Below are 23,315 nucleotides of genomic sequence, written 5' to 3'. Positions count from 1 at the left end.
CCTACGTGCGCAAGACGGTAATGATGATAGTGGTACTGGCTCTGGCCGGATGCGATGCAGGCAGCTCGCGTGCGCCCGCCAGGGAAAAAGCCCAGGATGCGGCTCTTACTGCTCCGGTCTCCACGCCACAGTGGTTCATTCAGATGAATTCGCGCGAGGCGGTGAGCGATACCAGCGCCTGGCTGCTGGAACGCAGCTACGCCCCCGTCATCGTGGATATCGACGGTAAACAGCAATTATTGATCGGACCTTATGAAAGCCAGGCCCAGGCCGAGGAACAGCGCGTGTTGTTGCAGGCCAAAGTGAGCAAATCCCACCGGTTTGCCGAGCCGTCGGTGGTACAGCACGCCCGCTTAAGGTAATTCATCAGACCTACACCATCGTTGCAGCAGCATCAGGCATTGCGGGCCCGTGTCCAGGCCCGCGATGCGTCTCATCAGCGGCTGTCGATCAACGACGACCCAGCAGCAGGCCGACTACCAGGCCGAAGCCTGCAGAAATAGCCACGGTTTGCCACGGGTGACCACCGATGTAGGTTTCGGTCGCTTCAACGACTGGTTTGGTGCGGTCGCGCACGCTGGCCATCGAATCCAGTGCCTGCTTCAGCTTGAGGCTCAGTTGTGCGCGCAGTGTTTCTGCTTCTTCGCCAACCAGCGCAGCGCTTTCCTTGAGCAATTTGTCGGATTCTTCGATCAGTGCCTGCAGGTCACTGAATGCCTGATCCTTGATTTGATCGGCAGCTTGTTGAGCAGGGGTCTTACGAGCCATGGGTATCTTCCTTTCAAGTGATGGCAACAGTGATCAATGGAGTCTCGCGCATCCTGAAAAGTTGCAATTGCTTGAATGACCCGACGCAAGACTCTGCAGGTAACGCCCCTTACGGGTGTAAGATGCAGCCGTTTTTAGCCGTAGGTGACTGTGATGAGTTTCAATCTGGCCAATCGGCCGCTCCCCGAACGTACCGCTCTTGAAGACGAGAAATCCCGTTTGTTCGACCTCTGGCAGAGCAATCTGGGCAAGGCCAAGAGTGAGGCTGCACGCTTGATGGGCGAGCGCGCCAAGCGCAAGGGCAAGTGGTCCGAATGGGTACGTTCCGAACTGGACACGATGAGCCCGCCGGAATACGCCAACATGGTTCGCAGTGAAGTGAATCGTCTGGTGGCGGCGAGCAAGTAGCCCGCGACAGCGACCCTCGCATTTGGCGGTGATCGTTGCTCGTGCCAGCGTTGGCATGACGGTTACAAACTTCCGTTCCTCATGCACTTGCATGGGAATGCCTTGCATGCCGGGCTGACCAGGCCTTTTGAGAACATTGATGGCCCAAGCCAGCGCAAGATTCACCCAGGGCAGCGTAGCGCGCCACATCGTCGTCACCGCCAGTACCAGTGCCTTGAGCCTGTTTGCGGTTTTTCTCGTTGACATACTGACGCTGGTCTATGTCTCGATGCTGCATGACCCTGTGCTTCTGGCTGCGGTCGGCATCGCCAAGGTGCTGATTTTTTTCAACAGCGCGCTGGTGACCGGCGTGATCATCGCTGCGACTTCAGTATTGTCGGAGCGCATCGGTCATCGTGCGGTGAAGTCCATCCCTCGATTGACCGGCAGCCTCATGCTGATGGTAGTCACGGTCGCCGCTCTGGCGTCTGTCACGCAGTTGGCGCTGGTGGTGCCGATTACCCACTGGCTGGGGGCCGAGGCAGCCACTTACGAGGCGGCGCGCAGTTTCATCTGGCTGACACTGCCTTTTACCGTGCTACAGGCCGTGATGCAGATGTCGGCGCAGATGCTCAGAACCACCGGTGATAACCGTCGGGCGCTGGCAGTGGTGCTCTCAGCGGCCGCCACGCTGGCGGTCGCAGACCCGCTGTTCATCTTTGTGCTGGACCTGGGGCTGAACGGCGCAGGCATCGCCTTTGCCATATCGGCAGCGGTGTCCGCTTCCATCGGCCTGTATTGGGTGCGCAGCCGCATAGGGATGGTCTTCACACGCAATCTGAAACTGCTGCGCCTGCATGCCGTGCGTACCTTCAGGCTTGCGCTTCCTGCCATGGCGGCGAATCTGGCGACACCGGTCGGTTTGGCTTATCTTGTCGCCTCGCTTTCGGCATTCGGCACCTCCGCCCTGGCCGCCATGGCAGTGCTGGATCGGGTCCTGCAGTTTTCGTATTGCGCCTTTTTTGCTTTGCCCGGCGCGCTGGCCCCGGTGCTTGGCCAGAATATTGGTGCGAACCGCGATGATCGCGTACGTTCTGCGGTCATCTTTACCCGGCGGCTGGTGGTCTGTTACGGGCTGGTAGTCTGGTTGATGCTGGTGCTGTGTAGCGGCATGATTGCCGATCTCTACCAGTTGGGAGCCGAGGCCCGCGCTGTGTTCATGGCCTTTTGCTTGTGGGGCGGCGGCCTCTGGGTTTTGATTGGTCTGGATTTCGTCGCCATCGCCGTATTCATAACCATGAACAAGTCATGGTGGGTGGCGGTGTTTGCCTGGCTCAGGGCAACAGCGGGTACAGTGCCCTTCGTATTCGCCGGTATTCACTGGTTCGGCAGCAGTGGTGCATTGCCTGGCATGTTTATCGGTAATGCGATCATTGCGCTGATCTCCATCACCACAGCTTCACTGACAGCGAAGCGGTTTTTTACCAGCAGGGCCCCGGTAACCAGCATCGGGGTACATTGAATCAAGGCGTTATCAGGTTTTTATGGTTATCGAAGAATCAGGGAATGAATCCGAAGAAACAGCTGCGCCCAAGCGCCGTCGTGCGCCCAAGGGTGACATGCGCAGAAAGGCCTTGCTGGATGCCGCCACGGTTGTTTTCGCCAGGGACGGCTATTCGAGTGCATCAATGCGCGAGGTTGCATTGCTTGCCGGCATCACCACCGTCGGCTTGCTGCACCATTTCCCCAACAAGGAAGCCTTGCTCGCTGCGTTGCTGGAGCGCAGGGATCAGCGGGTTACGTCACGCTTTCAGGATCTGGTGACCGAACCGACGCTTGAAGGGTTTTTGAAATTTCTGAAGCTGAGCATGAGCTTCAGTATCGAGAATGCCGACGAGTGTCAGGCGGCACTGCTGATGAATACCGAGAGCCTGTCGAAGTCGCATCCCGCATGGGAATGGCATCGCGAGCGATTCCAGCTGACCCATGAGCATGCACGCGGCCATTTGCAGGCGTTGATAGAGGCGGGGGAAGTGCGTGCCGACATCAATGTCAAAGCCCTGGCCCAGGAAATCTTCTCGGTCATGGACGGTTTGCAGATTCAGTGGCTGAGAAGCCCGCAAGACGTCGACGTCATGGCGGTTTTTGATATCTACGTTCAGCGTCTGGGCAGGGATATCAAGGCTCATCCCTGAGCCTTGACGGGGTGCATCAGTAAGTCTGTGCCGCGCTGACCTGGACTGCCTTGCGCAGTGGCAGTGGCAGCGGGTTGCTGTCACGGGTGGTCAGTTTTTCCGGGTACAGGGTGATCAGCGTCCTGTTGAGGGTCAGGTTCTCCGAGTCTGCACCCACGAGAATCTTGAACTTCCCGGCGTCCACGTCCCAGCTTGCCGTCTTGTCGACGTAGTAGGCCAGCGAGCGGGAGTCTATCGGTACGCTGACAGTCTTGCTCTCGCCGGGTTGCAGGTACACCTTGGTGAAGCCCTTGAGCTCTTTCTCCGGACGGTCCACCGCAGGTTTGACCGGCTGCACATACAGCTGTGCCACTTCGAAGCCTGCCTTGTCACCCGTATTGGTCACGGTGAATTTGACGTCGATTGTCGAGCCCGGCGTCAGCACGTTGGTCGACAGTTTCAGGTCGCTGTAGCTGAACGTGGTGTAGGACAGGCCATAACCGAACGGGTAGAGCGGCTTGGCGTGTTTCTTGTCATAGCCGCGATAACCCATGTACAGGCCTTCGCTGTAGGTCATTTCGGTCAGCGGATTGCTGCCGCGATAGGCAGCCGGATCCGGATAGGAGGCGTAGCTTGGGTTATCCTCGATTTTTTTGTCGATCGTGACCGGCAACTTGCCCGACGGGTTGACCTTGCCATAGAGGATCTCAGCCAGCGCCTGACCGCCTTGCTGGCCTGGGAACCAGGCTTGCAGCGTAGCGCCCACCTTGTTTGCCCAAGGCTGCATGTTGGCCACGCCGCCGCCGTGCATGACGACGATGGTGTTGGGGTTGGCCTTGGCGACGAAGCTGATCAGTTCAGCCTGTTGATCGGGCAGATCGAAGCCGTGGTCAGAGCCTTCGCCTTCGTTCTCGGACGTGTTCCCTGTAGCAACCACGACTGCATCGTATTTCGACAGGTCTTTTGGCGGACGCAACGACGCCCAGCTCATCTGCACGCCCGTCAGGCTGCCCAGTACCGGGATGAAGTTGCCTTGTAAACGCTGGTATTCCAGCTTCACACTGTAGGTCTTGCCAGCCGACAATGCTGCGGTTTTCCCCGACGTTGTCAGCGCGTTCACTACGTCACCGGAGTAAGGCACGCCGTCGCTCTGCAGCACGAGTTCATCGTTGACCCACAGCTTGTACGGGCCGTCTGCCCGCACCTTGAACACCTGAGCGCCCGAGACGGTTGGTTTGATGGTGGTGGTAAACCGCGCCGAGAATGCGCCGGGTGATGGGCTGAAGCCAGACACCGCAGTACTGCCTGCGTTGGTGACGTTGCTGCCGGTGGTCCAGTTCAGGTTCAAGCCTGGTTCCACGCGCGTCAGCACCGGGTCGCCGGAAAAACTGGTGTTGGAGAAGTACTCGGCTTTTACCCCGGTGTTGCTGATTCCGTTGTCGCCGGTTGCCGGCTGATACCACACTGAACTGGCCGGATTCAGGCTCATTTCCGAGAGGTAGGTGACATCGGAGCTGCTGGACGCCAGTTGCTGCAGGCCGCTCAGCTCGGTTACATAGCTGTTGGGCGGCGAGTTAGCGGTGCCGAAAGGGGATGCCGGGACATCGTGGGCCCAGTTGCCGATGACGGCGATTTTCGCCGAGCGCGCCAGCGGCAGCAGCGGTTTGCCTGCAGCGGTGTTTTCGTTGCGCAGCAATACGATGGATTCGCGCGCGGTATTCAGCGCAGCACGCATGCCGTACTCGGGATGCTCCAGGGTCTTGGCGGTGTTGAGGTTTTCCTGAAGGTCGTAGCTGACGATGGCGCGCAGGTTACGTTTGACCTTGTCGTCGATCACGTTCTGGGTCAGTTGCCCGCTCCACAGGTAAGGCAGCAGTTTGGCTTCGGTAAACTGCAGGCCGGATGGCATGTCGATGTCAGTACCGGCCCACGCGCCCTTGAACGCATCGTGAATGGCGTTGAAGTCACTGATGACCATGCCCTGGAAGCCCCATTCGCCCTTAAGCACTTCAGTGATCAGGTGATGGTTTTCACAGGCATAGTCGCCGTTGACCTTGTTGAAACCGCACATGATCGAGGCGACATTGGCGTTCTTCACCATCGACTCGAAGCCCGGCAAGTACAGTTCACGCAGGGTGCGCTCATCGACCTTGATGTCGACTGCCTGACGATTGGCTTCCTGCTCGTTGGCCAGGTAATGCTTGCCGCTGGCCTGGATACCTTGGGCCTGAATGCCGTTGACAATGGCCGGTGCCAGTACCGCGCCGAGGAACGGGTCCTCACCGCTGACATACTCTGCCGAACGACCGTTGTAGGGCGTGCGGTACAGGTTGACGCCTGGCGACAGCATCTGCTGGCCGCCGGAAATGCGTGTCTCATAAGCGATGGCCAGGCCGAATTCCTTGGCCCGGTTTATGCTCCAGGTCGCTGCCAGCGCAGACTGCGAAGGGTATTGCGCGCCGAACGTGGCGTTGTTGACGTGTACCCCCATGGACGAGTCATACGCCACGGTGCCCTTGATGCCCCACTTGAGCAGGGACGGGATCATGTGGCCGTCGTCGACGCGGGTGAAGTTGATCTTTTCCGACTGGTTCATGTTGTCGAGAATCGAGCTGACGCGCGCTTCGACTTCGTTGCCGGTCGCCGGGGTCACGGCGGCGAGTGCCAGGTTGGCCTGCATGACGCTGAACGTCAGCAGACTCAGGCCCAGGGTCTGTTTGAAAGCTGACAAGGCAAGTGTCCTTCCGGTCGATGTGATCGGTTGATTGAGGTTGTTCATGGTCGTTGTGCCTGGGCAGGGGCGTCGTCAGTGTCCACCGGCGCTTCGAGCAGGGACGACGAACTCTGTTGTTGAGCCGGGTTGATCTTGTCGGCGCCTGATAACTGGTCGCGCTTGGCTTCCACCTGCGTCCGGATCTTTTGATCGGACACAGCGGTATTTGTGCTGGAAGTTGAGTCCGCTGACAGTGCGCAGACACTGTGCGCGCACAAAAGTACTGCACTGAAAACAGACAGCATGGTTCTAGTCATCGATTGCATCTCGATTAATGGTTTGCAGGAGAAAAACAGACGGCTGTCGCAATGACACATCGCTTGGCTGAACAGTAAGTCCAGCGAGACAGTAAAAAGTTCACCGGTGGATAAAGTATTACTAACCCTGTTTTTATTAAATGATGTCAGTTGGCCTTCATAAGAATTTTCTTGAGGAAAAGCAAGTGGGTTGACGATTTTTATAGGGATAAATAGCTATTTTGTCGTTTAAACTGGTTTTATTGGTTAGAAATATCATGATTTTTAGGTTTTAATTGCTTTTTAATAAACCTAACTGTCGTTAGGTTTAGTGATCTGATAAGCTTTGCAATCTAACGCTTTTGCGTGCGTCAAACATAAGCGACTTACAGTCTGTTCAGGTCGTTCCTATAAACTATTGATGGGCTCAATGGTTGTTTTTTAATGCGTTTCAATAAATAGAGTGTTCTGCGAAGTGCGCAAGAAATGACGCTTTGTGAACAGCTTTATTTAGAGTTAAGCGTGTATTGTGCGGGTCGGGAAGAACGGTATCGGGTGTCCACTGTTTTGCGCGTCAGGCTTCATTACGTTAAAGGCAAATGCGGTGAGTTACGAATGTCCACGCGTTGACCTCGCGATCTTGAGCATCGTCAAGCGATCGTGCTCGAACAAACCTCAAAAACTTACGTTTGGTCAGATCTACCGGGAGCTGGTGCGCGCGTACGCTCGTGCGCCGGCCATCCACGTTTGTATTGGAGCGGTCGACACGCTGGTCAGGGAGGGGCTTCTGATCTCGGCAAGAGTCCTGGAGCCCGATCAGTCATTTCCTTATACCCAGCACATCATCAGCGGCCTGACCGAGATCGGCGCAGCCTCGCTTGCCAGCTGTGAAGACCCTGTAGTCAATCAGCGCAGTGTCACTCGCTATACGGCAGCGAGAGATAGTACTGGCCCAGTTCGGTCAGCTTGCCCTCAGCGTCCAGCAAGCTGGAAAAGTGCGGGTCCGGGTTCATCCGGCCGGTGAACCACGCGTACCTGAACACGTCCGGGCGCTGTTCAAGCGTGGCGACCATCTCGGCCATCTGCTGCTTCTGCTTTTCGACCGTATCAATCTGCGCACCGTCATCCAGGGCGTGCCAATTGGCAAACTCGGTTACCCAGAAGGGTTTTCCGTACTTCGACAGCCGGTCAAGCATTCCCGGTAAACCATAGTCGTACCAGTGAAAAGCCAGGTAATCGATGCGCGGGTCCCGATTCTGATTCATTGATCTATAGGCTGTGTAGAAGGCATCGAGCCACACCACCGGGTCGCCGTAGCCCGGCATGGTTCCCCAGTTCATCGCTGGCCCCACCAGTTTCACGCCGGTTTGAGCCGCGATCTGTTCCAGCCTCGGCCAGAAGCTGGCCGCCGCTTCGGGCGTCATGTTGGCCTGGTCGAGCAGATTCGGCTCATTGATCACCAGCAAATAGCGGATGGCGGGATGGGCCAGCAGGTATTGCTTCAACTGACCGTCGTCAACGTTGCCGTTCCATACCATCGGGATGAAATCCACACCGTACATCGACGCATAATCGTACGATGCCAGCCGGTCATGGGGTCTGGGACTCCAGTTGTACCACCAGCTCACGCCCGAAGATAACGCACTCAGGTCGGCGGGCAGGGCGACGTTGTAGGCAATGCCGCGCTTGGCGCTTTTTTCTGCAGCCCATGTCGGTGCCATGCACAGGCTGAGCATCAGCGTCACAAGGGCCAGAAAGGTCGGGAAAAAGCGTGCTGACGGGTTATGCGAGGGCATTGGCAAATCTTCCTTGAGGGTGGGGAGACGCAGGGCATGCGCAGCAGTCAGCCAGCAGAAAGCACGCCACCTGTATTGTCCCGTTTACCCTGCCAGAACCCGGACAGGCATTGCCACCCATAATCACTTGTTACCAGGGATCTCCCTCGGCCTGGCGCAAATCCAGCGTGCCGCTGTCACTGAAACGCATCGTGCCGAACAGGCCGCCAGCCAGTTTGCCGCGAAGCGTATAGGGCAGATTGTCCAGACGCTGGCTCTGACTGAGCCCCAGCGCCTGGCGCAAGGCGGCGAACGCCGACACGCTGACCGGCACCACCAGCACTGCCTCGGAGAAGCGTCCTACGGTGCCTTTCTGGTTGCTCACACCAGAGGCGAGCAGCTTGCCGTTCACGTCCAGATCCAACGCCACACCGGTGTAGTTGATCTCGGTTTCGTTCGGGTTCTGCACCCGCAATGTGACCGCCATGCGCAGTTCAAGTCCTTGCCCGGGGACGGGTTCGATACCGACGACGTTGATCGTCAGCGGGTCTCGATGGGGGATGAGTGCACACGCGCTCAGACCAAGGATAAGCAGGCCTGAGAGCAGGGCGCGGATCGGGCGTAGCGACATTCGTGTGCTCCAGCGTCGGGTTCAGTCATCTTCAGACCTCGTCTGCCATGAGAGATTCGTCCTGTCGGGCGCAATGCCGGGATACCCGCTAATCTGCCTGTTTCAACCATTGCGTCCGCAAGGCCGCAGGTTGATGATTCGACCGTTCCTATAAAAACAAGACTGGAGATAATCATGTCCATCGAAAGGACACCCCTTCATCAAGACCCAGTGGTCATTGTCAGCGCTGCGCGCACGCCCATGGGCGGTTTTCAGGGTGATCTGCAGAGCCTGAGTGCCACAGAACTGGGTTCGATCGCCATCCGCGCAGCCGTCGAGCGGGCAGGCATTGAAAGTGCAGACGTGCAGCATGTGCTGTTTGGTTGTGTGCTGCCGGCAGGCCTCGGTCAAGCGCCCGCTCGACAAGCTGCACTGGGGGCCGGGCTAGGCAATGCGACGCTGTGCAGCACGGTCAACAAGATGTGCGGTTCCGGTATGCAGACCGCAATCATGGCCCATGACCTGTTGATGGCAGACAGCACGGCGGTGGTAGTGGCTGGTGGCATGGAGAGCATGTCCAATGCACCTTACCTGCTGGACCGCGCGCGCAATGGCTACCGCATGGGGCACGGCAAGGTGCTGGACCATATGTTTCTTGACGGCCTTGAGGATGCCTATGAACCGGGTCGGTTGATGGGTACTTTCGCCGAAGACTGCGCCGGGTTGAACGGTTTCAGTCGCGAGGCGCAGGATGCCTTCGCTCTGGCGTCACTGGCCCGCGCGCAGGAGGCCATCGCTGACGGTCATTTCGACGCCGAAATCGTTCCGGTGCAGGTCACCGTGGGTAAAGAGTCCAGGCAGATCATTCACGATGAACAACCGCCCAAGGCGCGTCCGGACAAGATCCCGACGCTCAAACCCGCTTTTCGCGAGGGTGGTACGGTTACGGCAGCCAACTCCAGCTCAATTTCCGATGGCGCCGCAGCACTGCTGTTGATGCGTCAGTCCGAAGCGCAGCGGCGAGGGTTGCGGCCCTTGGCGGTGTTTTACGCACACGCGGCATTTGCCGACCAGCCGGGCCTGTTTCCAACCGCACCGATAGGCGCCATTCAGCGTCTGCTGAGCAAGACAGGCTGGGCGCTGGCCGACGTCGATCTGTTCGAGATCAACGAAGCGTTTGCAGTTGTGCCGCTGTTAGCGATGAGTGAGCTGGGCCTTGCGCACGAGAAGGTCAACGTCAACGGCGGGGCGTGCGCGCTGGGGCATCCGATAGGCGCTTCGGGCGCACGGATCATTGTGACGTTGTTGGCGGCCCTGCAGCGCAGGCAGCTCAAGCGCGGGATGGCGGCTATCTGTATCGGTGGCGGAGAGGCCACTGCTGTCGCCTTAGAAATCATTTATTAGGTAATTTATTCAAAGGCTTACGAGTTTTTGTAAATGTAGATTCTAGATTTTATGGCTGTGCGTGGTTATTAATTTAAAAGGATATTTATCAATGTCTTACGAGACAATTCTAAGTGAGATTATAGGTAAGGTTGGCGTGATCACGCTGAACCGTCCCAAGGCACTGAATGCATTGAATGCTCAATTGATTGACGAGCTGAACCATGCACTCGACCAGTTCGAAGCAGACAGTGCCATCGGCTGCATCGTGCTGACCGGTTCGGAAAAAGCCTTTGCTGCCGGTGCAGATATCAAGGAAATGGTCGACCTGTCCTACCCGCAAATCTACCTTGACGACCTGTTTCGTGAAAGTGACCGGGTGGCCACGCGACGCAAACCCATCGTGGCGGCAGTGGCCGGTTTTGCGTTGGGTGGCGGTTGTGAGCTGGCGTTGATGTGCGATTTCATTCTGGCGGCTGAAAACGCCAGATTCGGGCAGCCGGAGATCAATCTCGGTGTATTGCCGGGCATGGGCGGGACGCAGCGTCTGACTCGCGCCGTCGGCAAGGCCAAAGCCATGGAAATGTGCCTGACCGGTCGCCTGATCGATGCTCACGAAGCCGAACGTGCCGGGCTGGTTGCGCGGGTAGTGCCACTTGAACAGTTGCTGCCGGAAGCCCTCGCGGTAGCGGCGGTGATCGCCGGCAAGTCCCTGCCGGTGGCGATGATGGTCAAGGAGAGCGTCAACCGCGCGTTCGAGGTCAGTCTGGCCGAAGGCATCCGGTTCGAGCGCCGGGTGTTTCACGCAGCCTTCGCCAGTCACGATCAGAAGGAGGGCATGAACGCGTTTATCGACAAGCGCCAGCCGGATTTCAAGGACTGCTGATCTACGCGACCCAGAATCTGGATGTGCTGCGCATCAATATGCAGCTCGGCCGTCTGCCCGCGAACAATCAACTCGCTATCTGTTGTAACGCGCAGGTGCTCGCCGCTCGCAAGTCGAATGCAATCGGCTGGTTTTGCAGACTGGTCGCCGTGCCACAGACTTTCTTGCGACGCGTGTTCAGCTGGTGACAGGGCTGCGCAGATGACCGGGCGCTCGGGATTATTGTCCAGGTAACGGACCAGTACGCGTGAGCCAGGCAGCAACTGATGAATCTCGCGGCAGGCGACCAGCGCCATCGCCCAGCGCGGGTTGGGTCGGTCTGCGTGGTGTTGTGCTTGCCAGTCGAAACGAACCGGTCGATAACCGGGCTGCTTTGCGTGCGTGTCGTTGTCTTGCAGCGTGGCTACATGATCGCCTGTGGCGGCCGGTCGAGGATGTCTGGCTGAGGGGCGAAACGGCATCGCCCAGGGGATGGCTTTGAAACGGTTGCCATAGCCATTGCCTGATAGCTGTGCGGCTGCGGGCGATGTGCGCTGCTCGTCGGTGAGGATGCGCAGGATTGCCAGGGCATCATGGGCGACTGCACCTCTGAGCACCTGTAATTGCCGACCTGCGTGCAGCACTTCGGTCAGCAACCATTGATCGTTAAGCAATGGCTCCGGGTGATCAAGCACCTGTATGACTTCGCCACTGCGCAAGCCAGACCGGTTGCTGCGCCCGCTGACGTCGCGCCGTTCGCAGCGCAGGCGCTCCAGCTCGCGCATGCCGCGCTGGCGACCCAGCGCCTCTTCCTGGCTGATTGGGCCGCGAACGCCTGACGGTTGAAATGCATGATTGGCTGCGGGCGTTGTGGCGTTCTCGTCGTGCTTTGACGAGGGGGGCTGCGTCTGCTTCAGGCCTGGGGCGGGTTGTCGCGAAACGTCTGGAAGCGTCAGTACTTCTGCCATGTGCAAGAGCGTCCCGGTCGATGCGCCTGACTGTTCCTGGGGCTTGAAGCGAAAGGGTACGGGCTGTGCCGGAAAGCTTGCAGAGTCATCCGAGAACACCAGCCGATGGCCGCTCTGACGATGTTCGAAACGGAAATGAATGCCTTCTTCTTCGCACAGGCGTTGCAGCAGGTGCAGATCGCTTTCGTCGTACTGGATATGCAGCGGTCTGGCCGGGTAAAGACCGTTCATGTGCTCGAAGCAGTAAGCGTTTGCGCCAATACCGTGTGTTTCAAGCAACTGAGCGATCAACTGAGGAGGCGCAATATCCTGATAGATGCGCCGGTGCCGATGGGCTGCAAGCTTGCCAAGGCTGGGCATCAGGATCAGGTGATAAAGGCTCACGCGAGCCCCGTTGTGGATTCGGGCCGCATGGCAGATCTGGCCATGCACGCCGCTGCGCAGCTCACCGAACCTCAAAAACGCTTCTCGGTGCAGCAGGCTGCGCACATCCAGAAGAGGGTCGCCGATCAGCCAGATGTCGAAGCGATACGCTTCATTGAGAGCGTCACGGCCGGTGAAGCTGATGACATGCAGATCCGTCTGGCAGTCGGTAATCGCCAGTATGATTGGCATTTGCAGGTCCTTGCGCATCTGCGGGGCTCTCTACCTTCAAAATCAGGGTGCGCAGGTTACGGAATACCTTGGCCTAAAAGCATTGCTGCAAGGTTTTTCGGAAAAAGACTACAAGCAGTGATGGAAAGCGGATGATTGCCGTCGGCCCGATTGGCAGCCATCTTGGCGAGTTCGTTCGAGCAATGTGCGCGGCGGGGGTTTCATCTGCCGTGATCGCGTATAAAATGCGCCGCGCCGGACAGGGTATTTGCCGGTGACCCTTTTTCAGCGCCTTGCCAGCGCCGCGTTCTGTCAGTCGTGCAGACGCAGGCGGCGAGGTGCCTAGCGAATCAAGAGAGCAGACATGGGCGCACAGTGGAAGGTCAAGCATAAAGAAGCGGCAGCCAATGCCAAGGGACGCACGTTTGGCAAGCTGTCCAAGGAGATCATGATCGCCGCACGGGCTGGCGCAGACCCGGACATGAACTCGCGTCTGCGGCTGGTAGTGGAACAGGCCAAAAAGGCTTCGATGCCGCGCGAAACCCTGGAGCGTGCCATCAAGAAAGGCGCAGGCCTGCTGGGTGAGAGCGTCAACTTCGAGCGTCTGACCTACGAAGGCTTTGCGCCGCATCGCGTGCCGGTGATCGTCGAGTGCCTGACCGATAACATCAATCGTACGGTCTCGGAAATTCGCGTGCTGTTCCGCAAGGGCCAGTTGGGTGCTGCGGGCTCGGTATCGTGGGACTTTCTGTACCAGGGCATGATCGAGGCCGTACCGGCTTCACCGGACGCAGATTCAGAGCTGGCGGCAATCGAAGCCGGTGCCCAGGATTTCGAGCCAGGTGAAGAGGGCGCAACGCTGTTCCTCACCGAATCCACGGACATGGATGCGGTCTGCAAGGCGCTCCCTGAGTTTGGTTTCACCGTGCAGTCGGCGCAATTGGGTTATCGCCCGAAAAGCACCGTGGACGGCCTGACCGAGGAGCAGATGGCCGAAGTCGAAGCGTTTCTCGAAGCCATCGACAATCACGATGACGTGCAGAACGTTTACGTGGGTCTTGCAGGCTGATCACTGTGTAATGGAGCGCGTTATGCGCTCCATGCTTTTATCTGTAGAAGAATCTCCGCCAGTGACGGTCGTCGCTGGCAATCAGGCTGCACGCAACTCGCCTGAAGCGCCTTTAGCCCCTTGATGACGTTCTGGTTCTGCTCATCTACATCGCAGCGCTCCAGCAATTCTCCCAGCAAGATACCGAATGCCCGTGTTTCGATGCGCTCCAGCGCCTTTCCCTGTACCGCTGACGGGTGAAACGACGCCGCGCCGAAGTCGCTCAGCAGGCAGTTGCCATCCTCTTGCACAAGAATGTTGTGGCCATAAAGGTCGCCATGCGTGATGCCGTTGGCATGCAGGTGCGCAGTGGCCGACCCGATGCCTTCGGCAATACGTAACAGCACCGGCAGCGAAAAGCGTGTTTCGCGGGCATAGACATCGCGGGTACAGGATTCCAGGCTCGGCGGCCCGGCAAGATTGCCGAAGTTAGGCGCTATCAGTTCCATGACCAGGCCACGCTGCTGATCGGGATGCCCGCTGATCTGCCCGAGCACCTCGATCAGGTTGGCGTGACGGCCAGCGGCGATGCAGGCGGCCATTTCATTGAGCGGTGAGCCATCGCTGGTGACATTGCCCTTGTACAGCTTGACCGCCGTCATTCGCTCATCGTTTACATCCTGCCAGAGCGCCTGCTGAATGATCCCGGAAGCGCCTTCGCCCAGGCGCTGACCGATGCTCAACTGATGCCACGGGATCTGACGGATCGGCTCGGGCCGGTGCTCGGCGCACAGTGGATTGTCGGCATAGGCAAGCCATGCCAGGGCAGGCAGGCTCAGCAGCCAGTCCGGCAGCTCGGTCAGGCGATTGGCCGCAATGCGGATCAGCTCCAGGTTGTGGCAATCAGCGAGGGTCGCGGGCAACGTACGCAAGCGGTTGCCAGCGAGCATGAGCTTTTGCAGGTCCGGGCGACGGCCCAGTTCATCAGGCAGGTACTCGATACAGTTATCGGTCAGTATCAGCCAGCGCAGGCGCGGCGGCAGTGCTGCGGCGCTGACCTGCTCAATGCGATTGGCCTTGAGGCCGACAATCTGCAGCTGCTGGCATTGGCCGATGCTTTCCGGCAGGTGCGTGAAGGCGTTGTCTGAAGCGAACAGCACGCGCAGCCGGGTAAGGCGGCACAGGTCGTCAGGCAGCGAAGTCAACGAGTTGCCGCTGAGGTTCAATACTTCCAGGGTGTCCGCCAGGTCGAATACCTCGACCGGGAATTCGCTCAGGCCGCAGGAAAGGTCAAGTCGTTTGATACCTGCCAGCTTGCCGGCGCGTAGATCTGCGAGGGTGTGCATGAATAGGCTCGGTCATGGATATCGTACAAGGCGCGCATCATAACGGGTGTTTCAGCCACTGACTGCTGCAAGCGTTGCCTCAGCTCAGGCAGCGCTCCACCCATTGACGCACGCGTTCGGGCGTGGGGGCCGATTCGGAGTAAAGAATCCGGTAGATCATCGGCGCAACAATGGCATCAATCAGGTCGTCGGCGGTTGGCGAGGCTTCGCCGCGAGCAGTCGCACGGTCAATCATGACCTGCAATTGCTCACGGACCATTGCCGCGCACCTGCCGACACAGCCAGAGGTGCTTGCAACCACATCACGCATCAGGGCGCGACCTGGGGTCGAAGACATTTCGTCGAGATACATTTCGCTCCAGGTCAGCAGGTCCTGGTGCAGACTGCCTTGATCTATTGGCGCATCTGGGCGCAGATGCTCAATGGCGGCGTCTGCCAGCAACGTGGTCAAGTCACCCCAGCGGCGATAAATGGTCGACGGCGTAACGCCTGCCCGGAGCGCGATCATTGGCACGCTGAGCGCCGAACGATCATGCTCCAGCAACAAATCGCGGACCGCGCGGTGAATGGATTCCTGCACGCGGGCGCTACGGCCTCCGGTGCGTACTGCTTCTTTGATAGCCATACGGCGGACCTTAACACAAAGTATTTGCTTTAAGCGCTTCTGCGTCGCACACTCCGCAAAAGCTAATTTATGGCTTTAACGGGTTGCATTGGCGGAGAGCGTATTCATGTCCCTTTCTTCACAAGGTTCGACGCTATCAGACCTCAAGTCTGATGGTCGGGCGCGAAGCCACCTCGGGTTTCTGGCTTTCACCACACTGTGCTTCTTTGCCGCGTCCAGCACACCCACGCCGCTTTATCACCTCTATCAGGAGGCATGGGGCTTCTCTTCCGGCGTGCTCACCCTGATTTTTGCAGTGTATGCATTCAGCCTGTTGGCTGCCTTGCTGATCGGCGGCTCGTTGTCTGATTACCTGGGGCGGCGTCCGGTGATTTTCGGTGCCTTGCTGCTGCAAATCGTTTCGATGCTGCTGTTCATTTTCGCCAGCGATGTTACCTGGCTGATGGCCGCGCGTCTGTTGCAGGGGTTTGCTACAGGGTTCGCCGCCAGTGCATTGGGGGCTGCCTTGCTGGACAGCGATTCAGTCAAAGGGCCGCTGATCAACAGCATCTCGCCCATGCTCGGCATGGCGGTGGGTGCGCTGGGCACGGCACTGCTGGTGCAGTTCGCGCCGTTACCACTGGTGCTGGGTTACTGCTTCCTGCTGGCCGCCTTTGTGGCGCAGGCGATTTACCTTGGTCGAGTGGCGGAAACCGTCAGCCGCCAGCCAGGCGTCTGGCAATCCCTCAAGCCATCGCTGCACGTTCCGCAGCAGTCGCGGCGTATGTTATTGCTGGTACTGCCGGTGGATATAGCCGCGTGGGCACTGGGCGGCTTTTTCCTGTCGCTGAGCCCGTCCTTGCTGGCAGCGGCGACTGGCTCGAACTCGCCACTCAACGGTGGCCTGGCGGTTGCGGCGCTGACGCTCAGCGGCGCACTGGCAATTCTGAGCTTGCGTCAGCGCGAGCCGGTGTTGGGCTTGTGGGTAGGTGCAAGCTTTTTGCCGCTCGGTGTGGCGGTCATTCTGCTGGCGGTGAACCTGGGCATGTTGTGGCTGTTCTTCGTCGGTGCGGTGGTGGCGGGCATCGGTTTCGGATCAAGTTTTCTCGGTGCACTGCGGATGCTCATGCCAACCGCGCATGCCCATGAGCGGGGAGGGCTGATGTCGGCCTTTCTGGTGCTTAGCTACCTGGCCTTCTGCATACCTGCACTGGTTGCCGGGTTCTTTGCCCACTCGGCAGGGCTGGTGATGACCAGCAATGTCTACGGAGCAGTGGTGATCACGCTGGCATTGATCGCCTTGGCGAGTTTGATCGTGCGCCGTACGGCCAGCAAAAACAAAAATGCCCACGTTTGAGTGGGCATTTCGGTTCGCCGACAGGCAGGAGCCCTCAGCGCAGGTCGTTAACCATCTCGGCCAGTACGGTCAATACATCCCCGGCCAGTTGCGCGGAGCGTTTGCCCGACCAGCCTGTCACCGTGTCCGGCGCGTTATCGTGGTCCTTGAACGGCATCTCCAGCGTCAGCGCCAGGCATTTATAGCGTTCGCCCACTGCATTTGCCGCCAGGTTCATATTGGCCTGGCCGGGCGCGCTGCGCGGGTAGCCGTAGACCGTCTGGAAGTTCTCGCTGACCTCGCACAGACGGCTGCGGAAGCGCTCTTCAAGCTGGCGTTGATGCGCGGTATACCCCGGGTTGCCCTCACACGCGGCGGTGAATACGTACGGGATTTCCTCGTCACCATGCACATCGAGGAACATGTCCACGCCGTATTTTTCCATCTGCTGCTTGATGAAGAAGACTTCCGGGCTTTGTTCTTCAGTGCTGTCCTGCCAAGCGCGGTTGAGATCCTTGCCGTTGGCATTGGTACGCAAGTGGCCATGAAAGGCGCCGTCCGGGTTGACGTTGGGCACCAGATACAGGTCCGCATTGGCGAGTAATTGCTGCAGCACTGCGTCGTCTTTTTGCTGAAGGCGTTCGATCACGCCTTCCATGAACCATTCAGCCATGTGCTCGCCGGGATGCTGCTGGGCAATCATCCAGATCTTGCGCTTGCCTTCGGCGCCGTCACCTTTGCGCAGCAACTGAATATCACGACCTTCGACACTTTTGCCGACAGCCAGCAAGTGTGCGCCGGCCTTTTGCTGGGCCTGCCCGATCAGCCAGTCATGGCGTTCACGGCTGTAGGGTTCGAAGTACGCAAACCAGACCTGCGGTTGATCAGGCGCAAGGCTGAAGTTCAGTGCCTTGCCGTCGAAATCAGACGCTACCCGAAACCAGTTCTCATGGTCGTAGGACGCCACGGCGTGGTAGCCGGTCCAGGCACTGTTGAAGGTGGACTCGCTGGCATTGGTCAGGCTGAAACCATAGGTCTGGCCGACGTTCAGGCCTTCTGTCTTGAAATGAAACCACTGGAAATGCGCACTTTGCGTGTCTGGCCGGATCGCCAGGCTTATATGCGCCGGGTCGCTGGAGTTGAGAACCTGAATATTGCCGCTGTCGAAATCTGAACTGATCGTGAGGGTCAAGATGGGTGCCTGCGTACGTAGATGCCTTTTCAGGCAGCTACTGTACACCGATCAACCGGGCACCTTGCGACGTAAACTTCATCGCAACGGTCATCCCGTGTCAGGAAATAGCCTCGGCGGTGACCATCAGGCTGCAGATGAATGCCGTCAGCAGGCACCACACCAGATAGGCACGACGCTTGCGCCGATGCCAGCCGGACGCTCCGAGCAACAAGGCGGGGGCCTGCAACTGGCGCCACATGCGCTCGCTGTTCTGGAATGCTGAAAGGTGTGCGGCATCGGCGTCCAGCCAGTGGCGAAATTCGATGCGTTCGCTGGCCGTTGCAGCAGGGCTCTGCAAGTGCACGTACCAGCGGCTGGCCTGATCCTGAATGGCACGGCTGTCATCGGTGCTCTGAAGATACGCCTTGCCCAGTGCGCGAAGCATCGCGCGCTCTACCCGGGCGATATCGACATCCATGAAGCGAGCGATGTCGGCATACGCCAGACCATCAAGCCGGCTGAGCAGGAATATTTGCCGGGTACGGCGCGAAAGCTTGCCCAGCCGGTGGCCGAGTTCGATGACCTGCGGCGTGGCTTGCGGCTCAGGCAGGCGGGCGGGGAGGTGCAGCAAAGAAGGGAGCTGATTACTCATGATGTATCGCTCGCTGATCTTCCATGGGGATTGTTCCTTGCAATGACAGGCATCGTCCGTGACAAGGGTAGACTAGTGAATACGAGAATCATTCTCAAGTGAAAAGTTGCAGCATTTACTTTTTATATGCCTTATTCGGGCATTTTCGCTGCAAAAACATGACCCGTATCAGGGTTGCTTTGCTATGATCTGCGGCATTGCTACACACCTGCGCAGCACCCAGACTTCATTAGCCTGAAGCAGCGAAACCAAAAGAAAGAACCAAAAAAAGACCCGGCAAAAAGCCGGGTCAAAAACCGTGATTAGCCTGATGAGGAGATAATCAGGAAGCCGACCTAAGACTTCCAGGTTATCCAGCGGATCTCGCGACCCGCTGATGCAATAATAATCATTATCATTTGCAAGTCAAATGTTTTTATTGCCCTCATCGACCCAGATAATCCGCCAGCGCCTGCTCGGCGGATTTTTCTTTTTCGTTCCCACCCGATACCCTCTAGTCCAGCGGCAACTCCGTGGTGCGTTTAACCGTGCTCATGGCAATGTTCGAATGGGCCTCATGTACGTGCGGTAACTGCAGCAAATGATCGCGCAGGAAGCGCTCATAGCTGGCGATGTCCTGAGCAACCACCTTGAGCATGAAATCCATCCCTCCGGCCATGGTGTAGCACTCCAGCACCTCCGGGTGGCCGATGATTGCCTCTTCGAATTCGGCCAGATAGCGCCGGCCATGGCCCGACAGCTTGACCTCGACAAACACGGTCATGCTCAGGCCGAGCTTCTGAGTGCTGAGCAGGGCGACAGTGCGTTCTATCACTCCGTCTTCCTGAAGCCGGTGGATGCGCCGCCAGCAGGGCGATTGCGATAACTCGACCCGTTCGGCGATTTCTGCCGCAGACAGGCTGGCGTCATGTTGCAGAAGACGAAGAATCTTGCGATCGATGGGGCTCAATTTAGGCTGCATGAATTGACCTTGTTTTTTGTTCTGGTCGAAAAAAGCATGCTCAATATCAGCAGATTTGCACGCATTTAGAAAGAAAAAGCCTCTTTGCTGCTGGCAGTCTAGTTGCAAGGCTGCCGGGCAGGACCGTCCCGGTGCAAATGACCTGACTTATAAGAACAAGAGAGGTATGCGCATGTCCCTGGCTGATATTCGTCTGGATGATAAATACCGGCTTGCCACCGGCAATCTGTACCTGACCGGCACACAGGCCCTGACTCGCCTGCCGATGCTGCAAAAACAACGTGATGAAGCGAAGGGCCTGAATACCGCCGGTTTTATTTCCGGCTACCGCGGCTCGCCGTTGGGCAATCTGGACAAAAGCCTTTGGGACGCCAAGGACTACCTGCAACAAAACGCCATCCATTTTCAGCCGGGCATCAACGAAGAACTGGCGGCTACGGCCGTCTGGGGCAGTCAGCAGGTCAACCTGTTCCCCCACGGTAAATACGATGGCGTGTTTGCCCTCTGGTACGGCAAAGGCCCGGGCGTGGACCGTTGCGGGGATGTCTTCAAGCACGGCAACTCGGCAGGCGTTGCAGCCAATGGCGGTGTGCTGATTCTTGCGGGCGATGACCACGGCTGCAAATCATCGACCATTGCCCATCAGAGCGAACATGCTTTTATTGCTTCGATGATTCCGGTACTCAACCCCAGTAACGTTCAGGAAATTCTCGACTACGGCATCATCGGCTGGGAATTGTCGCGTTACAGCGGTTGCTGGGTGGCGATGAAGACCATTGCCGAAAACGTGGATTCTTCGGCCGTGGTCGAGGTTGACCCGTTGCGGGTCAAAACGCGCATTCCGGAAGATTTCGCACTGCCGGAAGGCGGTTTGCACATCCGCTGGCCGGACCCGCCGCTGGCCCAGGAAGCGCGGCTCAACACCTACAAGATCTATGCGGCCAGGGCCTTCGCCCGCGCCAATCAGCTTAACAAGGTGGTTATCGATTCAGCACAGCCCAGGCTGGGCATCATTACTACCGGCAAGTCCTATCTGGATGTGCGTCAGGCGCTTGAAGAGCTGGGTATCGATCAGGAGCTGTGCGACCAGGTCGGGATTCGCGTGCTCAAGGTTGGCATGAGCTGGCCGCTGGAACCGGTGTCGGTGCACGACTTTGCTGAAGGGCTGGATGAAATTCTGGTGGTCGAGGAAAAACGCAGTGTCATCGAAGATCAACTGACCGGGCAGCTCTACAACTGGCCCGTGGACCGCCGCCCGGTGGTGGTCGGTGAGTTCGATGAACAGGGCCGCTCACTGCTGCCGAACCTCAGCGAGCTGACCCCGGCAATGATCGCCAGGGTCATCGCCAAGCGTCTTGCGCCGTTCTACAGCAGCCCGCAGATCGAGGCGCGCCTGCAGTTTCTCAGCGACAAGGAGCAAGCGTTGCAGGCGCCGCTGTTCACCACCCAGCGCACTCCGCATTTCTGCTCCGGCTGCCCGCATAACACCTCGACACGGGTTCCGGAGGGCAGTCGCGCCCTGGCCGGGATCGGCTGCCATTACATGACCATCTGGATGGATCGCGAAACCGATACCTTCACCCAGATGGGCGGCGAGGGCGTGACCTGGATCGGTCAGGCACCGTTCACCGAAACACCTCACGTCTTCCAGAATCTGGGCGACGGTACTTACTTTCATTCCGGGCATCTGGCGCTGCGTGCAGCCGTGGCCTCCAAGGTCAATATCACCTACAAGATCCTCTACAACGATGCCGTTGCCATGACCGGTGGCCAGCCAATCGATGGCGTGCTGCGCGTCGATCAACTGAGCCGCCAGGTGTTCAACGAGGGCGTGCAGCGCATCGCACTGGTCTCCGACGAGCCGGACAAGTACCCGAGCCGGCAGGATTTCGCGCCGATTACCACCTTCCATCATCGGCGTGATCTGGACAGCGTGCAGCGCGAGTTGCGTGAGTTCAAAGGTGTGTCGGTGATCATCTACGACCAGACCTGTGCGACTGAAAAGCGCCGCCGTCGCAAACGCGGCACCATGCCTGATCTGGAAAAGCGTGCGTTGATCAACCCGGCCGTATGTGAGGGCTGCGGCGACTGCGGGGTCAAATCCGGTTGCCTGTCCGTGCAGCCCAAGGAAACGGCGCAGGGCCGCAAGCGCGAAATCGATCAGAGCGCCTGCAACAAGGATTTCAGCTGCGTCGAAGGTTTCTGCCCAAGCTTCGTCACCGTGCATGGCGGCAAGCTGCGCAAGCCTGCATTGCCCACGCAGGTCGAGGCGTTCGCTCGCTTGCCCGAACCAGTACTGCCGTCGCTGGAGCGGCCGTTCAATATTCTGTTGCCGGGGGTTGGCGGCACAGGCGTGACCACCGTCGGTGCAATGCTGGGTTATGCCGCTAATCTGGAAGGCAAGGGCTGCAGCGTGCTGGATCAGGCCGGTTTGGCACAGAAATTCGGCCCGGTGGTCAGCCATATCCGTATTGCAGCGCGCCAGCAGGACTTGTTCGCGGTGCGTATCGCAGCCGGCGAGGCGCACCTGCTGCTCGGCTGTGACTTACTGGTGGCTGCCGGTCCGGATGCAATCGCCAAGCTCGACAGCAAGATTTCCCACGCAGTGGTCAACAGCCAGCAAACGCCGACTGCCGAGTTTACGCGCAACCCGGATGCCGTGTTTCCGGCCGAGGCCATGAAGCAGACCATCATCGAGGCGGTCGGCGCTGCGAAAACCCACTTTGTCGAAGCCACATCGCTGGCCACCCGGCTGATGGGTGACAGCATCGCCAGTAACCTGTTCATGCTCGGTTACGCGTTTCAGCTAGGCCTGATTCCGCTGACCTCGGCGGCCATCGAAAAGGCGATCGAACTCAACGGGGTGGCAGTCAATCTCAACCAGCAGGCGTTTCTCTGGGGCCGTCGTACCGCCCATGATCCTGCGGCGGTCGAAGCCTTCGTCAATCCGCAGCAGAAGGTCAGCGAGCCGCAGCCAATGGACCTGGATCAGCGTATTCAGAGCAATGTCGAAACCTTGAAGGCGTATCAGAACGGCGCCTATGCCAAGCGCTATGTGGAGCTGGTGCAACGTGTGCGCGATACCGAATCACGGGTGTTCCCCGGTCAGCAGCCGATGCTCTCTGAGGCGATTGCGTTCAACTATTTCAAATTGCTGGCCTATAAGGACGAGTACGAAGTGGCGCGGCTGTACAGCAACGGCGAGTTCACCCGCCAGCTGGAAGCGCAGTTTGAAGGCGATTATCGGCTGGAATTCCACTTGGCACCGTCATGGCTGGCAAAACGCGATCCGCACAACGGCCTGCCGCGCAAACGCAGTTTCGGCCCCTGGATGCTGCGCGCGTTCAACGTACTGGCAAAATTCAAATTCCTCCGTGGCACAGCGCTCGATCCGTTCGGCCACAGCCTTGAGCGCAAACAGGAGAGGGATCTGATTGACGGTTACGTGCGTGACATCGAGCTGATTCTTCAGCACCTGCAAGCACAGAACCGCCATACCGCCTTGAGCCTGGCACGTCTGCCGGAGCGAATTCGTGGCTATGGCTATATCAAGGAGAGCGCCATGAAAGCGACTGCATTACAGGCCGACATTCTGCGCAAGAGTCTGGAAAGTGGCGAAGTGGTTGCGCCGAAGTTGTACGAGGCGGCTGCCTGACGGGGA

20 protein-coding genes and 1 pseudogene are annotated in these 23,315 nt (G+C 58.5%); 10 read left to right on the top strand and 11 right to left on the bottom strand.

Features of this window, described 5'->3' with window-relative positions:
• Window positions 1-5 precede the first annotated feature (5 nt).
• Entirely contained in the window at window positions 6-362 is a 357-nt protein-coding gene (locus RYB09_RS12710) for a hypothetical protein (protein ID WP_058408180.1), read from the top strand.
• Between the two features lie 88 nt (window positions 363-450).
• On the opposite strand, the gene RYB09_RS12705 is transcribed toward RYB09_RS12710, so the two are convergent.
• The gene (locus RYB09_RS12705; RefSeq protein ID WP_002553234.1) at window positions 451-768 is read right to left on the bottom strand and encodes a YqjD family protein; all 318 of its coding nucleotides are present in this window, start codon (window positions 766-768) and stop codon (window positions 451-453) included.
• Between the two features lie 153 nt (window positions 769-921).
• Between RYB09_RS12705 and RYB09_RS12700 the strand changes: the two genes are divergently transcribed.
• The 3 genes from RYB09_RS12700 (at window position 922) to RYB09_RS12690 (ending at window position 3,350) form a co-directional block, all read left to right on the top strand.
• Window positions 922-1,176, top strand: coding sequence for a hypothetical protein (locus RYB09_RS12700; RefSeq protein WP_002553235.1), 255 nt, complete (start codon window positions 922-924; stop codon window positions 1,174-1,176).
• A gap of 139 nt (window positions 1,177-1,315) precedes the next feature.
• Window positions 1,316-2,677 carry an MATE family efflux transporter gene (locus RYB09_RS12695; protein ID WP_316888709.1) on the top strand — a complete coding sequence of 454 codons (1,362 nt, stop codon included), beginning with the start codon at window positions 1,316-1,318 and terminating at the stop codon, window positions 2,675-2,677.
• 22 nt (window positions 2,678-2,699) lie between these two features.
• Complete coding sequence (locus tag RYB09_RS12690) at window positions 2,700-3,350, top strand: TetR/AcrR family transcriptional regulator (protein ID WP_058402244.1); 651 nt, start codon at window positions 2,700-2,702, stop codon at window positions 3,348-3,350.
• A 16-nt stretch (window positions 3,351-3,366) separates the two neighbouring features.
• Here RYB09_RS12690 and RYB09_RS12685 read toward each other — a convergent pair whose 3' ends face one another.
• Both RYB09_RS12685 and RYB09_RS12680 read right to left on the bottom strand, forming a co-directional pair.
• Complete coding sequence (locus RYB09_RS12685; RefSeq protein WP_122259484.1) at window positions 3,367-6,108, bottom strand: beta-glucosidase; 2,742 nt, start codon at window positions 6,106-6,108, stop codon at window positions 3,367-3,369.
• On the bottom strand, window positions 6,105-6,347 hold the full coding sequence (locus RYB09_RS12680) for a hypothetical protein (protein WP_058408177.1): 243 nt from the start codon (window positions 6,345-6,347) through the stop codon (window positions 6,105-6,107). Before RYB09_RS12680 ends, RYB09_RS12685 begins: the two co-directional genes overlap by 4 nt.
• A gap of 553 nt (window positions 6,348-6,900) precedes the next feature.
• Here RYB09_RS12680 and RYB09_RS12675 point away from each other — a divergent pair.
• Window positions 6,901-7,218 (top strand): annotated as a pseudogene (locus RYB09_RS12675) (hypothetical protein); the annotation flags it as partial.
• A gap of 37 nt (window positions 7,219-7,255) precedes the next feature.
• Here RYB09_RS12675 and RYB09_RS12670 read toward each other — a convergent pair.
• Entirely contained in the window at window positions 7,256-8,074 is an 819-nt protein-coding gene (locus RYB09_RS12670; RefSeq protein WP_410478307.1) for a glycoside hydrolase family protein, read from the bottom strand.
• A gap of 190 nt (window positions 8,075-8,264) precedes the next feature.
• The gene (locus tag RYB09_RS12665) at window positions 8,265-8,744 is read right to left on the bottom strand and encodes an LEA type 2 family protein (protein ID WP_002553242.1); all 480 of its coding nucleotides are present in this window, start codon (window positions 8,742-8,744) and stop codon (window positions 8,265-8,267) included.
• A gap of 174 nt (window positions 8,745-8,918) precedes the next feature.
• Here RYB09_RS12665 and RYB09_RS12660 point away from each other — a divergent pair, with 174 nt between their 5' ends.
• Together RYB09_RS12660 and RYB09_RS12655 are read left to right on the top strand one after the other, a co-directional pair.
• Entirely contained in the window at window positions 8,919-10,127 is a 1,209-nt protein-coding gene (locus RYB09_RS12660) for an acetyl-CoA C-acyltransferase (RefSeq protein WP_122259481.1), read from the top strand.
• 91 nt (window positions 10,128-10,218) lie between these two features.
• Entirely contained in the window at window positions 10,219-10,992 is a 774-nt protein-coding gene (locus tag RYB09_RS12655; protein WP_122259480.1) for an enoyl-CoA hydratase, read from the top strand.
• Here the strand turns inward: RYB09_RS12655 and RYB09_RS12650 are convergent.
• Complete coding sequence (locus RYB09_RS12650; RefSeq protein ID WP_316888701.1) at window positions 10,932-12,572, bottom strand: type VI secretion system Vgr family protein; 1,641 nt, start codon at window positions 12,570-12,572, stop codon at window positions 10,932-10,934. The two genes, RYB09_RS12655 and RYB09_RS12650, sit on opposite strands and share 61 nt — an antisense overlap.
• A 325-nt stretch (window positions 12,573-12,897) precedes the next feature.
• Between RYB09_RS12650 and RYB09_RS12645 the strand changes: the two genes are divergently transcribed.
• The gene (locus tag RYB09_RS12645; protein ID WP_122259478.1) at window positions 12,898-13,602 is read left to right on the top strand and encodes a YebC/PmpR family DNA-binding transcriptional regulator; all 705 of its coding nucleotides are present in this window, start codon (window positions 12,898-12,900) and stop codon (window positions 13,600-13,602) included.
• A 20-nt stretch (window positions 13,603-13,622) separates the two neighbouring features.
• Here RYB09_RS12645 and RYB09_RS12640 read toward each other — a convergent pair whose 3' ends face one another.
• Together RYB09_RS12640 and RYB09_RS12635 are read right to left on the bottom strand one after the other, a co-directional pair.
• The gene (locus RYB09_RS12640) at window positions 13,623-14,927 is read right to left on the bottom strand and encodes a leucine-rich repeat-containing protein kinase family protein (RefSeq protein WP_122280824.1); all 1,305 of its coding nucleotides are present in this window, start codon (window positions 14,925-14,927) and stop codon (window positions 13,623-13,625) included.
• A gap of 79 nt (window positions 14,928-15,006) precedes the next feature.
• The gene (locus RYB09_RS12635; RefSeq protein ID WP_002553247.1) at window positions 15,007-15,552 is read right to left on the bottom strand and encodes a TetR/AcrR family transcriptional regulator; all 546 of its coding nucleotides are present in this window, start codon (window positions 15,550-15,552) and stop codon (window positions 15,007-15,009) included.
• Window positions 15,553-15,658: 106 nt separating this feature from the next.
• Here RYB09_RS12635 and RYB09_RS12630 point away from each other — a divergent pair, with 106 nt between their 5' ends.
• Entirely contained in the window at window positions 15,659-16,888 is a 1,230-nt protein-coding gene (locus tag RYB09_RS12630; RefSeq protein WP_122280823.1) for an MFS transporter, read from the top strand.
• A gap of 34 nt (window positions 16,889-16,922) precedes the next feature.
• On the opposite strand, the gene RYB09_RS12625 is transcribed toward RYB09_RS12630, so the two are convergent.
• From RYB09_RS12625 to RYB09_RS12615, 3 genes are all read right to left on the bottom strand, one after another.
• A complete protein-coding gene (locus RYB09_RS12625) occupies window positions 16,923-18,059 on the bottom strand; it encodes a M14-type cytosolic carboxypeptidase (RefSeq protein WP_122280822.1) in 1,137 nt (378 codons plus the stop codon).
• A 100-nt stretch (window positions 18,060-18,159) separates the two neighbouring features.
• Window positions 18,160-18,693 carry a DUF4880 domain-containing protein gene (locus RYB09_RS12620; RefSeq protein ID WP_058402255.1) on the bottom strand — a complete coding sequence of 178 codons (534 nt, stop codon included), beginning with the start codon at window positions 18,691-18,693 and terminating at the stop codon, window positions 18,160-18,162.
• A gap of 493 nt (window positions 18,694-19,186) precedes the next feature.
• Entirely contained in the window at window positions 19,187-19,654 is a 468-nt protein-coding gene (locus RYB09_RS12615; protein WP_002553253.1) for an Lrp/AsnC family transcriptional regulator, read from the bottom strand.
• A 172-nt stretch (window positions 19,655-19,826) separates the two neighbouring features.
• Here RYB09_RS12615 and RYB09_RS12610 point away from each other — a divergent pair, with 172 nt between their 5' ends.
• Complete coding sequence (locus RYB09_RS12610; RefSeq protein ID WP_316888698.1) at window positions 19,827-23,309, top strand: indolepyruvate ferredoxin oxidoreductase family protein; 3,483 nt, start codon at window positions 19,827-19,829, stop codon at window positions 23,307-23,309.
• Window positions 23,310-23,315 lie beyond the last annotated feature (6 nt).

It is taken from the genome of Pseudomonas syringae group sp. J254-4 (assembly GCF_032586855.1).
GTDB classification, from domain to species: Bacteria; Pseudomonadota; Gammaproteobacteria; order Pseudomonadales; family Pseudomonadaceae; genus Aquipseudomonas; species Aquipseudomonas amygdali.
Note: the sequence above shows the minus strand (reverse complement) of the source record. Positions and strands in the feature narration are given on the sequence as shown.

Excerpts from the sequence above, each read along its gene's own strand:
- RYB09_RS12680 (WP_058408177.1), bottom strand. The coding sequence starts at position 6,347 with ATGCTGTCTGTTTTCAGTGCAGTACTTTTGTGCGCGCACAGTGTCTGC.
- RYB09_RS12685 (WP_122259484.1), bottom strand. The coding sequence starts at position 6,108 with ATGAACAACCTCAATCAACCGATCACATCGACCGGAAGGACACTTGCC.
- RYB09_RS12690 (WP_058402244.1), top strand. The coding sequence starts at position 2,700 with ATGGTTATCGAAGAATCAGGGAATGAATCCGAAGAAACAGCTGCGCCC.
- RYB09_RS12700 (WP_002553235.1), top strand. The coding sequence starts at position 922 with ATGAGTTTCAATCTGGCCAATCGGCCGCTCCCCGAACGTACCGCTCTT.
- RYB09_RS12655 (WP_122259480.1), top strand. The coding sequence starts at position 10,219 with ATGTCTTACGAGACAATTCTAAGTGAGATTATAGGTAAGGTTGGCGTG.
- RYB09_RS12615 (WP_002553253.1), bottom strand. The coding sequence starts at position 19,654 with ATGCAGCCTAAATTGAGCCCCATCGATCGCAAGATTCTTCGTCTTCTG.
- RYB09_RS12645 (WP_122259478.1), top strand. The coding sequence starts at position 12,898 with ATGGGCGCACAGTGGAAGGTCAAGCATAAAGAAGCGGCAGCCAATGCC.
- RYB09_RS12620 (WP_058402255.1), bottom strand. The coding sequence starts at position 18,693 with ATGAGTAATCAGCTCCCTTCTTTGCTGCACCTCCCCGCCCGCCTGCCT.
- RYB09_RS12665 (WP_002553242.1), bottom strand. The coding sequence starts at position 8,744 with ATGTCGCTACGCCCGATCCGCGCCCTGCTCTCAGGCCTGCTTATCCTT.
- RYB09_RS12635 (WP_002553247.1), bottom strand. The coding sequence starts at position 15,552 with ATGGCTATCAAAGAAGCAGTACGCACCGGAGGCCGTAGCGCCCGCGTG.
- RYB09_RS12630 (WP_122280823.1), top strand. The coding sequence starts at position 15,659 with ATGTCCCTTTCTTCACAAGGTTCGACGCTATCAGACCTCAAGTCTGAT.
- RYB09_RS12660 (WP_122259481.1), top strand. The coding sequence starts at position 8,919 with ATGTCCATCGAAAGGACACCCCTTCATCAAGACCCAGTGGTCATTGTC.
- RYB09_RS12670 (WP_410478307.1), bottom strand. The coding sequence starts at position 8,074 with ATGCTCAGCCTGTGCATGGCACCGACATGGGCTGCAGAAAAAAGCGCC.
- RYB09_RS12705 (WP_002553234.1), bottom strand. The coding sequence starts at position 768 with ATGGCTCGTAAGACCCCTGCTCAACAAGCTGCCGATCAAATCAAGGAT.
- RYB09_RS12610 (WP_316888698.1), top strand. The coding sequence starts at position 19,827 with ATGTCCCTGGCTGATATTCGTCTGGATGATAAATACCGGCTTGCCACC.
- RYB09_RS12650 (WP_316888701.1), bottom strand. The coding sequence starts at position 12,572 with ATGCGCAAGGACCTGCAAATGCCAATCATACTGGCGATTACCGACTGC.
- RYB09_RS12695 (WP_316888709.1), top strand. The coding sequence starts at position 1,316 with ATGGCCCAAGCCAGCGCAAGATTCACCCAGGGCAGCGTAGCGCGCCAC.
- RYB09_RS12640 (WP_122280824.1), bottom strand. The coding sequence starts at position 14,927 with ATGCACACCCTCGCAGATCTACGCGCCGGCAAGCTGGCAGGTATCAAA.